Origin of the sequence: Brevibacterium aurantiacum, assembly GCF_900169065.1 — a bacterium.
In the GTDB taxonomy this organism is placed as follows: Bacteria; Actinomycetota; Actinomycetes; order Actinomycetales; family Brevibacteriaceae; genus Brevibacterium; species Brevibacterium aurantiacum.
In genome coordinates this window covers 63,597-74,878 of record NZ_FXZB01000015.1, presented here as the reverse complement: position 1 = coordinate 74,878, position 11,282 = coordinate 63,597, and the positions used below count along the sequence as shown (strand labels likewise).

8 protein-coding genes are annotated in these 11,282 nt (G+C 63.3%); 3 read left to right on the top strand and 5 right to left on the bottom strand.

Annotation, left to right across the window (positions count from 1 at the left end; genetic code table 11):
• Window positions 1-75: 75 nt before the first annotated feature.
• Window positions 76-723, bottom strand: a complete 648-nt coding sequence (locus BAUR9175_RS11620) for a copper resistance CopC family protein (protein ID WP_009884605.1) — start codon at window positions 721-723, stop codon at window positions 76-78.
• Between the two features lie 33 nt (window positions 724-756).
• The gene (locus BAUR9175_RS11615) at window positions 757-1,272 is read right to left on the bottom strand and encodes a low molecular weight protein-tyrosine-phosphatase (RefSeq protein WP_101583841.1); all 516 of its coding nucleotides are present in this window, start codon (window positions 1,270-1,272) and stop codon (window positions 757-759) included.
• A gap of 106 nt (window positions 1,273-1,378) precedes the next feature.
• Between BAUR9175_RS11615 and BAUR9175_RS11610 the strand changes: the two genes are divergently transcribed.
• Window positions 1,379-3,325 carry a M13 family metallopeptidase gene (locus BAUR9175_RS11610; RefSeq protein WP_101583839.1) on the top strand — a complete coding sequence of 649 codons (1,947 nt, stop codon included), beginning with the start codon at window positions 1,379-1,381 and terminating at the stop codon, window positions 3,323-3,325.
• Between the two features lie 171 nt (window positions 3,326-3,496).
• Here the strand turns inward: BAUR9175_RS11610 and BAUR9175_RS11605 are convergent, their stop codons facing one another.
• Window positions 3,497-5,011 (bottom strand): DUF1684 domain-containing protein, encoded by a 1,515-nt coding sequence (locus tag BAUR9175_RS11605; RefSeq protein WP_257944324.1) that lies wholly within the window; start codon window positions 5,009-5,011, stop codon window positions 3,497-3,499.
• A gap of 176 nt (window positions 5,012-5,187) precedes the next feature.
• Between BAUR9175_RS11605 and BAUR9175_RS11600 the strand changes: the two genes are divergently transcribed.
• Complete coding sequence (locus BAUR9175_RS11600; RefSeq protein WP_180959239.1) at window positions 5,188-6,546, top strand: M18 family aminopeptidase; 1,359 nt, start codon at window positions 5,188-5,190, stop codon at window positions 6,544-6,546.
• Window positions 6,547-6,958: 412 nt separating this feature from the next.
• Here the strand turns inward: BAUR9175_RS11600 and BAUR9175_RS11595 are convergent, their stop codons facing one another.
• Together BAUR9175_RS11595 and BAUR9175_RS11590 are read right to left on the bottom strand one after the other, a co-directional pair.
• Window positions 6,959-7,936 (bottom strand): TAXI family TRAP transporter solute-binding subunit, encoded by a 978-nt coding sequence (locus tag BAUR9175_RS11595; protein ID WP_101583834.1) that lies wholly within the window; start codon window positions 7,934-7,936, stop codon window positions 6,959-6,961.
• A 31-nt stretch (window positions 7,937-7,967) separates the two neighbouring features.
• Window positions 7,968-10,190 carry a TRAP transporter permease gene (locus BAUR9175_RS11590; protein ID WP_257944323.1) on the bottom strand — a complete coding sequence of 741 codons (2,223 nt, stop codon included), beginning with the start codon at window positions 10,188-10,190 and terminating at the stop codon, window positions 7,968-7,970.
• A gap of 317 nt (window positions 10,191-10,507) precedes the next feature.
• Between BAUR9175_RS11590 and BAUR9175_RS11585 the strand changes: the two genes are divergently transcribed.
• Window positions 10,508-11,278, top strand: a complete 771-nt coding sequence (locus BAUR9175_RS11585; RefSeq protein ID WP_101557125.1) for an amidohydrolase family protein — start codon at window positions 10,508-10,510, stop codon at window positions 11,276-11,278.
• Window positions 11,279-11,282 lie beyond the last annotated feature (4 nt).

Sequence of the window (11,282 nt, the reverse complement as noted above, 5' to 3'; positions counted from 1 at the left end):
CGGGGCCCCGGAAGTTCATCACTCCCGGGGCCCCGCTCTGTGGATTACGTGCCCTGCACGCATCACGTCACAAACTCAGTCGCGCTTCGGACCGTCTCCCGAGTCGTCGTTCTTGGTGCCGGGCAGGCCCTGGGCCTTGCGGCGCATGAGGAGGACGACGATGACGATGATGGCCAGGCCACCAACAGCGAGCAGCACGATCATCGGGGTCGACATGCCGGAATCGCTTCCGGTCGATTCGCCGATCTCGCCGCGCTCTTCGGTGTCCTTGCTGGGCTCGTCGACGACGCCGCCGCCGAGTCCGGCCTGCGAGGACTGCTCGACCGAACCGCCAGCGCCCTCGGCGTCAGCGATTGTGAAGTCGAAGTCACCGGAGATCGGGTGACCGTCCGAGGACACCACACGCCAGGTGACCTTGTAGTCGCCGGGCTTGAGGTTGTCGGGCAGGGCCACAGTGAGCTTCTTGCCGTCTACGGCGAGCTCACCAGCGGAAACGTTCTTGCCGTCGATGACGACCTTGACCTCTGAGCCGACCTCCTGGACCTCACCGGAGAAGACCATCTCAATCCATTCCGGCTGCTGGTCGACCTTCGATCCATCCTCGGGATTCGAGGAGACGAGCTGGTCGTGAGCACTGGCCGGGGCAAAAGCAAAGACACTCAAGGCAGCCACGAGCAGGGCGGCGAAGCCGAGCTTGAGGGCGGACCACGTGGTTCGAGTCATGTCAGTTTTCTCCTTCAACAATTACCTTCAGTATCACCGAGTCTGCTCGGCCAAAGAGTGCAGATAGTCTGTGATTCCCCGCACGGACATTTCAATTGTCTCAAGAGTTTCTTCGAATTTCTTCAATTCCCCTGCCCACGGGTCCTCAACGTCCGGCGCCGGGGCATCACCGGTCTCGCCTGGAGTCACCCGGGGATCGAATTCGCGCAGCATACGCAACCGCGGACGCACCTCGGCGGGGAGCTCTGCGATGAGGTTCTGCAGGGCACGGTAATGCCTGCGGGTCATCGCGATGGCCACGTCACGTTCGGACAACCACTCGGACGTGATCTGCCGGGCGACATGATCATCGGTGCGGTAGCCGGCCGTGGCCAGCACCCGCGCCTGGGTGGGGTCGATGGGGTTGCCGGCCTCTTCATCACTGATGCCGGCCGAGTCAACAACAGCCTCGGCGTCGTTGAGCTCCAGATGATGCTGGAGCACACGCTCGGCCGTGACCGAACGACAGATATTGCCCGTGCACACGAACACCACGGATGCCATCTTCATACGATTCTCCTGCTCGATCCGATACCCACAACTGTCGCGGGCCACCAGCGAATCCGCACCGGTGACACCTGGCCATTCTGTCTACTGATCACGATACTGTTGCACCATGACTTCTGAAACATCGAACGCCTCGGCGCGCCCTCAGGACGATCTGTTCCGCCACATCAACGGCGAATGGATCGACACGTTCACCATCCCCGACGACCGTGCCGGCGACGGCGCCATGCGCGAACTCTTCGACACCGCAGAGACCAAGGTCCGCGACATCATCACCTCCGTCTCCGACGCCCCGCAGGAGCCGGGCAGCGAAGGCCAGAAGGTCGCCGACGTGTTCTCCTCGTTCATGGATCTCGACCAGATCAACTCACTCGGAGTCACTCCCCTGGACTCCTCCTTCGCCGCCATCGACGCTGCCGAGGACAAGTCCGAACTGGCCAATCTCCTCGGCCGCCTCGAGGTCGAAGGCATCGGCGGCGTGCTCGGCGGCTACGTCACCGCAGATGCGAAGGACTCCGACATCTACGCCCTCTACCTCGACCAGGCCGGGATCTCCCTGCCCGACGAGGACTACTACTTCAACGACGACCACGCCGAGGTGCGCGTGAAGTTCGTCGAGCACGTGAAGAAGATGTCCGCCCTCGGTGGGATCGGCACCAGGAGCAACATCTCCGACGCCGAGGTGGCCGCCAAGGTGATGGCGTTCGAAACCTCCCTGGCCCGCCACCATTGGGACCGGGTCGCCTGCCGCGACGCGGAGAAGACCTACAACAAGGTCACCCTTGATGAGCTGCGCAAACTGGGTCCAGGCTTCGACTTCGACTCCTGGTTCTCCACCCTGACCGCCGATGCCGACGACGAGCTGACCTACCTGGTCATCGGCCAGCCCTCCTTCGTCACCGGCATGGCCGAGGAGTGGGAGCGCACCGACATCGAGACCATCAAGATCTGGCTGCGCTTCTCGGTCCTCTCCGCGACAGCCTCGCTGCTGACCGATGAGATCGTCGAGGAGAACTTCGACTTCAACGCCCGCACCCTCTCGGGCACCCCTGCCCTGCGGGAGCGCTGGAAGCGCGGTGTCGGACTGGTGCAGGGCCTCCTCGGCGAGGCAGTGGGCAAGCTCTACGTGGCCCAGGAGTTCCCACCGGAGGCCAAGGACGCCATCGACCACCTCGTCGACATGCTCATCAAGGCCTACGACAAGTCGATCAACGAGCTCGACTGGATGAGTGAGGAGACGAAGCAGAAGGCCCTGGTCAAGCTCTCGAAGTTCACGCCGAAGGTCGGCTACCCCGAGGTGTGGCGCGAGTACCCGGCCGCGATCGACTCCTCCGATCTGGTCGGCAACGTCCGCCGCTGCGCCCGCGCCGAGCATGCGCGTCAGATCAAGCGCATCGGCAAGGAGATCGACCGCACCGAATGGCTGATGACGCCGCAGACCGTCAACGCCTACTACCACCCGGTGATGAACGAGATCGTCTTCCCGGCCGCGATCCTGCAGCCACCGTTCTTCGACGCCGCCGGTGATGTGGCGGCGAACTTCGGTGCCATCGGCGCGGTCATCGGCCACGAGATCGGGCACGGCTTCGACGATCAGGGCTCACGCTATGACGGCGACGGCAACCTCGTCGACTGGTGGACGGGCGAGGATCGGGAGCGCTTCGAGGAACGCACCAACGCCCTCATCGCCCAGTACGAGGCACTTGTTCCCGCCGGTCTGGACGAAGCGCAGCACGTCAACGGCGCGCTGACCGTGGGTGAGAACATCGGAGACCTGGGCGGACTGTCCATCGGCTGGAAAGCCCTCGAGTTGGAATTGGGACGGATGCCGTCAGCTGATGAGGCCGCGACGTTCTTCGAAGCCTGGGCCAAGGCCTGGCGGGCGAAGATGCGCACCGAGGAGCGCGTGCGTCGGCTGAGCATCGACCCGCACGCTCCGGAGGAGTTCCGCTGCAACCAGGTAGTGAAGAATATGACCGCCTTCCACGACACCTACGGGGTCACCGAATCCGACGGCATGTACCTCGCCCCCGAAGAGCGCGTCACCATCTGGTGAGATCGGCACGAAGGCGCAGCGTGTAGGCGCAGCGTGTAGGCGGGCTTCATCCCGGCAACCCGAAGGGCGCTGGGCAACCTTTAGCGGGGTTGCTCAGCGCCCTTCGGGTTGCTGAGATTCGGGCTCTCGGCTCATTCGGCTCATTCGGCGTGTGCGTGTGCCGCCGAGTCCTCAGCGGTGCTGGCGGATGAGGCTGACCACGCGGAAGTCGAACTCTTCCCAACTGTTGATCGGGGCATCGGACTCCATCGCGGCTTCGAAGTCCTCGATCTCAGCGAAATTCGACTCCAGCGGAATGTCATAGGGCATCTCGATGTAGAGGAGTCCGCTGGCATCGGTGTGCACGACGTCGAAGCCGGCGTTCTGGGGCGCGAGCTCATTGTTCATCACGATGAGCAGCTTGCCGTCCGTGCCCGCGTACTCCTGCTCGATGCCGTCGACGTACCCTTCGGATTCGCGCAGTTCACGCTGCGCCCGGATGACGAACTCCGCATAGGCGCCGATGCCGATCACCGGGATACGAGAAGTCAGTGCCTCGGTCGCGACCTTGATCAGGCGCGACCGTGCCTTGCGGGACAGTGGGGTGACGTCGGCTCCGGACATGGCGACACCGTCGAAGCCGACCAGCGACAGAGCGCTGTGTTCGTGGTTCGGGTTGAGCAGCGTGATGTCGAGCCCGAACCGGTCATACCACGGCCGGGTCACCTTGGCGCTCTCCTCGTCCCACCACACATAGAACAGGAACGGCACGTTGATGCCGGCTTCAGAGAAGTAGAACGGTGGTGTGCGCTCCCCCGCGGTGACGTCGAACGGAACGACGTTGCCCTCGATCGGGGCCGGGCAGGTGGCGAAGGCGGTGAATGCGAACGGGTAGTTCACGGCCCGGTTGAAGTCGACGACCAGTGAGCCGTCATGGTTCGGGATGCCCAGGTCGAGGGTTCTCCACGCGGGTGTTGAGACGCCGTTCGTGGAGTCGTGGAAGTCCAGCTGCAGACCGCTGGCCGGGTTGCCTGTGGCCAAGAGCGTCACCTCGCCTGCCTCGCTGGTGAAGGTCACGGTTCCGACTGCAGGGGTCTGGACCTGCAGGTCATCCTGCGCGGTGTTGATCGTGTGCACTTCGGGCTTGTCGAAGGGAGTGAACTTGGCGAGGAATACGAAGTTGGGGTTCGGGTCGAAGACGGGAACTTCGAAGAACTTGCCCAGCAGCGGCGATTTGGAATCACGCACCCGGATCCCGATTCGGCCGGCACGGTCGATGAGTTCGTAGAGCACACTGCCGACGGTGAACCACTGGAGGGACCCACCGGTGGGCAGCTTCGCGCTGAATCCGTTCTCTTCCACGCGCACCTCCGGCCCTGAGATCTCTGGGATCTTCGGCAGGACCGTGGTGTCGCTCGGCACCGAAGCCGAGCTGGAAGGAGACGCATCATTGGTGTTCGGGCCCGCCTCGGCGGACTTGCTCATGAGGTCGAAGGTCGCGGCAGCAGGACCGGCTTTGGTCCCGGGTTCAAGGGCCACGCTGACCCAGCCATCGTCATCAATGGTGAAGGTACCGGGAGCCTCGGGCCAGGTCGTCGTCTCTTCGAGCCAGTGCAGACCGGACACGCTGAGCCAGCCGAAGGGAGTCGCCAGTGCCGAGTTCCTAGAATCCCTCCAGGTGTTCCATTCGGTCACGAACTGGTTCACTTCGAACACTCCTTGCATTGCGTTACTTCTCGGCGCTGGTACTCGGGCGATGGACGACGAAGTCCGAGCGGTCGATGGCTCCTGTGACACTGGCCCCTCCCCCGCCGCCGTGTCGACGCGGATTCGAGAACCAATGCCCTTGTGGCCAAAGCTACCGCAAACGATAGGCTGTGGAAATGAGTACATCGCCCGTGAGATCACGTACGAAAACCCAGGTCGCAGCCGATCTGACAGACTTCATCAGTTCTTCTCCCAGCTCCTATCATGCCACCGCGACGGCGGCTGCACGATTGGAGGCCGCAGGTTTCTGCCGACTCAATGAGCGCAAGGTCTGGTCTCTCGAGCCAGGTCAGGGCCACTATGTCATTCGCGACGGTGCGATCATCGCATGGCGGACTCCAGCAGGCAAAGCCGATGCCGCCGAGACTGACGCGAGTGAACAGTCCGATAACTCGGGTGGACGCCTCACCACGATTCCCGGCTTCCGCGTTTTCGGTTCTCACACGGACTCCCCAGCCTTCAAACTCAAGCCCGGCGATGAGTTCACCACCGAGGGAACCCGCCAGATCGGCGTCGAGATCTACGGCGGCCCGCTGCTCAATTCGTGGCTCGACCGGGAACTGGCACTGGCCGGGCAGCTCAGTCTCGCCGACGGCTCCGTCATCCTCGCTCAGACCCCGCCGATCGCGCGCATCCCGCAGCTGGCCATCCACCTCGACCGGCAGGTCAATGACGGTCTGACGTTGGACAAGCAGCGCCACACCACTCCGATCATCGGCCTGGCAGATTTGGCCGAAGCCGATGTCATCGAGATCCTCGCCGCCTCCGCCGAGGTGGATCCTGAGCAGGTCGTGGGACACGACGTCTACACGATCCCCGTCCAGTCCCCAGGGCTCTTCGGTGCCCAGGAAGAGTTCTTCGCCGCGCCGAGGTTGGACAACCTGCTCTCCGTCCACGCCGGAGTCAATGCCCTGGTCGACGTCGATGCTGCGTCCTTGGATTCCATCGCGCTCTTCGCCGGATTCGATCATGAGGAGATCGGGTCGAACTCGCGTTCCGGTGCCTGCGGGCCGCTCCTCGCTGACGTCACCGAACGCATCATCGCCTCCCTGTTCCCGGGCTCGACGCGCAGCGAGTACCTGGCTGCACTGGCCTCGTCGATATGCGTATCCTCGGATGCCGGGCATGCCGCCCACCCGAACTATCCGGAACGCCACGACCCTCATGTCCGCCCCCGCCTCGGCGGTGGTCCGCTGCTCAAGCTCAACGCCCAGCAGCGCTATGCCACGGATGCCGTGGGCACCGCGGCCTGGTCACAGGCCTGCGCGGCGGCCGGGGTCGAGTACCAGAACTTCGTGTCGAACAATGCGATGCCCTGCGGGTCGACGATCGGCCCGCTGACCGCGACCCGCCTGGGCATGACCACCGTCGATGTGGGACCGGCACTGTACTCGATGCACTCGGCGCGCGAAATGGTCGCGATTGAGGATGTCGTCTCGCTCGGTGCTGCTGCGAAGGCATTCCTGCAGGGGTGAACGCGGGGGCGCTTCCGTGGGGGCGGGGGCGCCGGGGCTGCGGTGGAGTATTCGCACGCAGAGCGCTCCAACTCACGGAGTTCGCCACACTGAGTCAGACTGAGCTGATTGCAACCCGATCAGTCTGACTCAGACTGTCTGATTCGCGCGCAGTCCACTCGATCGCCCCTGTCGCGCGCCTCCCGCCCGCGGCCACACGCGGTTTGCGACGATCCCGCCCGGGCTGCCCGCGGCTACACGCAGCAACTAACCGATCGAAGTTTCATAGCCCCGCTTTGAACGTGGGCTATGAAACTTCGATCGATCCCTTTCGGTTGACGCTCAACGGCGCGGCTCGGCTCGGCTCGGCTCGGCTCGGCGCGGCCGCCTGAAGCCTCCAGCACAGCCCGCCGCGTGGCGTCAGCCGACCTACTTACTTGTTCAGTTCGTCCAGGGCTTTCTGCGAGCCTGGGTGGAGTTTGATCGGATCGGGTGCCTCGGCGGTGTCGAGCTCGATGTCCTTCGCCGCTGCGTGGACCTTCTCCAGATCGGCCTTCTTGTCATAGACCAGCTTCGTCAGCGCACACGCGGTGCCTTCGTCCATGTCATTGCGGACCATGAGGACGTTGGGGGTGGCGATGGTCTTGACGGCCTTGACGCCCTTGTATGTGTCGGCCGGGATCTCGTCGACCTCGTAGACCGGGTTGATCTCCTTCATCGGGTCCTCAAGCTTGGAGATGTCGAGGAATTCGACGTCCTTGCCGTTGGAGGTGAAGAGGTCGGTGACGCCGGCTGTCGGAAGGCCGCCGGACCACACCATGCCGTCGATCGTGCCGTCCTTCATCCCGTCGACGGTCTTGGTCAGGTCGAGGCGCTGGGTGGTCACGTCGCCTTCTTTGAGCCCAGCCGTTTCGATGAGACGGTTGGCGATGACCTCGGTGCCCGACTTCGGTGAGCCGGTGGAGATCGTCTTGCCCTTGAAGTCCTTGACGGACTTGATGTCCGCGTCCTTGCGCACGACCACGTGTGTGAAGTTCGAGTAGATGCGGGTCAGGGCCGAGATATCCTCGGGCTGCTTGAAGTCGGCATCTCCGTTGACGGCATCGGCTGCGGTATCGGCGAGCGAGAACGCGATGTCGTAGTCCCCGGATGCCAGCTGCTGCAGGTTCTGCACGGAGGCACCGGTCTCGGCCGCGGTGGCCTTGAGGTCAGTGTTGTCGGAGATGATCTGCGCCAGACCGCCGCCGAGGACGTAGTACACGCCCGTCGAGTTACCTGTGGCAACCGTAATCTGCCCTGAGGCCGCGGTGCAGTCGCCACCTCCCTCGCCTGCCGGTTTGGCTTCCTGCTTACCGCCGCATGAGCTCAACGCCAGCACCGCGGCAACGGCTGATGCCGTGATTGTGAACATCCTTGTTCGCTTCATGGACTTCGTCCCTTTCTCAGTTGGACTCGGCCGGAGATCCGGTCGAGCGTGTTTCGGTGGATCCGATATCGCTGGTAGTCGCCGAGGTGGTCTTCGGTTTGCGACGCAGCAGCAGGTGGACGATGACGGCGAGGATGAGAGCGGAGAACCCGATCATCATCGACATGGGCTGGAGGTAGAGCAGGGCTCCTGCGGCGATGAAGCACAGGATGCGCTCGGGCCAGCCCGCACGGCGGATGATCCAGCCACCGGCACCGGCGGCGAGTGCGGCCACGGCGAACGCGGAGACGAGCCCGGTCCACACTGCGCCGATGAATCCGCCCTGGGCCACGAGGCTGGCGCCTTCGGGGGTGAAGGTGAAGGCCAGTGGGACGAGGAAGGCGGGGATCGCGTACTTGCAGGCCTGCCACATCGTTGCGATGACCCGACCGCCGGTGATCGCTGAGGACGCGACGGCCGCGAGAGCCGTCGGGGGTGAGACCTCGGACAGGACCGCGTAGTAGAAGATGAACATCGCGGCGGCGGCCTCGGGGACACCGAGTGAGATCAGCGCCGGGCCGACGATGACCCAGCTGATGATGAACGAGGCCGTCACAGGCACTGCCAGGCCGAGGATGGTCACGGCAACGGCAGCGAAGATGCAGGTGAAGATGAGGACCGCAGTCGGGTCTGTCGACAGTGCCTGCGCACCTTTGATGAGGATGTCGGAGATGACTTGGCCAAGGCCGGTCTTCGTGATCGTTGAGACGATGATGCCCGCGGCCGCACAGACGCTGGTTACCGGCAGGACCGAACGGATACCCGATGACAGAGCACCGTAGAAGACGTCCCAGATTGCGGCCAGGATGGTCTTCGGCTCGCCGAGGCGGGAGAGCACGATTTCGATGATGCCGAAGCCGATCCCGACCAAGGTGGCGTAGACGACGGCTTTGAAGGGTGCCATGCCCATGGAGAGGAAGACGACGATGATGCCCAATGAGATGAAGTGGTAGAACCCCTTCTTGAGGATGGGCCACGCGCGCAGGCCTGGGGGCGGCGTGTAGTCGACCTCGATCTTGCGGGAGTCGATCTCGATGGCGAGGAAGATGCCCAGGTAGTACAGGAGGGTCGGGACCACTGCCCAGAGCAGGACGAGACCGTAGGAGACGTTGAGCAGCTCCGCGATGATGAAGGCTGCGGCGCCGAGGGTTGGGGGTGAGAGGATCGCGCCGATGCCGGAGGCGGCGAGCATTCCGCCTGCGTTCTCCTTCGGATACCCGGCCTTCTTCAGCACCGGCCAGGTCACGGCGCCCAGTGAGACCGCTGTGGCTGTGCCGGAGCCGGAGACCGTACCCAGAAGGAAACCGGAGAGTGCGACGGTGCGCCCGGGTGCGGCCTTCGATTTCTTGAATAGGGAGAAGCTGAGGTCGATGAAGAAGCTGGCTGCCCCGGTCTTGTCGAGGACCGCACCGTAGATCGTGAAGAGGACGATGTAGGTGGCAGCGACGTCGAGGGGGATGCCGTAGAAGCCGGAGGCATCGTTGTAGAGGGCGTTGACGATCTGATCGAAGTTCTGGCCGGCGTGGGAGCCTGGCCAACTGACCGGAATATAGGCCCCGTAGTAGCTGTAGAGGAAGAAGACGAGGCAGAAGATCGGCAGGATCAGGCCCGTGGTTCGCCGTGTTGCCTCGAGAACGAGGAGCAGGAGAACTCCGCCCATCATGACGTCGAGTGAGGTCAGCGAACCCTGCCGGTTGAGGAACTCGTTGAAGCCGCCGGAGAAGAAGGGCAGCACCGGGTAGGCACAGGTGAGGAACGTGAGGGCGACGAGGACCCAATCGATGATCGAGGGGTTGTCGTTCGACCGACGCTTCGCCTTGGTTTGGCCGGCCGTCTTGGGGTTGCCAGCTGTCGTGGCGCTGTCGACCGTGCCGGTGCTATCGACAGCCTCGGCAACCTCCGCTGCTTGGTCTGCGACGTCGGTCTTGCGTCCGAATCCTGGCCGATAGCAGATGAAGACGAGCGGTAGGACGAATGCCAGGAACCACATGAGGTAGTACTGGTTGCCCTGGGCCAACGGGAAGAAGACCTGTTTGAGTACGAACAATGACACGACGAAACACACGATCCCCACACCGAGGTCGAGCCTGCGGGTCAGGGTGCGCTGAGGAAGTTCCTCATCGTATTGCGCGATCAGTTCGTCGACGTTCGTCTGCGGAAGCGGATTCGCAGGCGGCGCCTCGGAAGGTCGTCCGGACATCGTTGTCCTTTCAGATGCTCGGGCCGAAAAGCTCAAGCCAATTTGTTCAGGGCCTGTTGTGAACCACCTCACAATATACCGAGCGTCCGCTCACCTTCTTCTCTCGCGTCCCGACCTGTGGTCATATTGTCGAGATCGTTACCCGCAGTGCCGATAGGTGGGACTAAGCCTTAGTTCTCACGGCAATGCACCCCATCTCGTCGCAGGGCACCCCGACACAGGCCGGGACTCAGCCATTCGAGTTTCACTCTTGCCGACCGAGTGGCCACCCTTTGAGATGGAACGTAGCTTGCCGGATACGGGGGTAAATTGGGGCCATGAATTCTCCGACTCCGGTCTTCGACGCGCACCTGCACATCATCGATCCCAAACATCCCCTGGTTGAGAACAACGGCTACCTGCCGGATCCGTTCACGGTCGAGGACTACCTGATGCGCATCAGCGGCCTGGGCATCGCAGGTGGAGTCGTCGTCGCCGGATCATTCCAAGGTTTCGACCAGTGTTACCTCGTCGATGCCTTGAGCACTCTTGGGCCCGACTTCGTCGGCGTGACCCAGCTTCCGACCGATACCTGCGACGAACGCATCCTCGAACTCGACCGCGACGGAATCAAGGCGCTGCGCTTCAACGTCGCCCGAGGAGGCTCCGCGGTCTTAGACGACATGGAACACATGGCGCGCCGGGTCCATGACCTCGCCGGATGGCACTCTGAGCTCTACATCGATTCCCGCAGCATCGACGACGACCTGGGCGAGCGCATCGCCGGACTGCCTTCGGTGAGCATCGACCATTTCGGCATGCACCGCGACGGACTGCCTGCGCTTCTGCGCTTGGTTGAACGGGGTGTGAAGGTGAAGGCCACAGGTTTCGGTCGTGTCGAACTCGACCCGGCCACCACGATGCGAGCAATCGTCGACGTCGATCCTTCGGCACTCATGGTGGGCACCGACCTGCCATCGACCAGGGCACCTCGACCGTTCGAGAACGCAGACTTCGACATCATCCGAGACACCCTGTCACCCGACGAGCTCACCGCAGTGTTCTGGGACAACGCCGCCAAGTTCTACCTGGGACGCGCACGCGACTGACCCT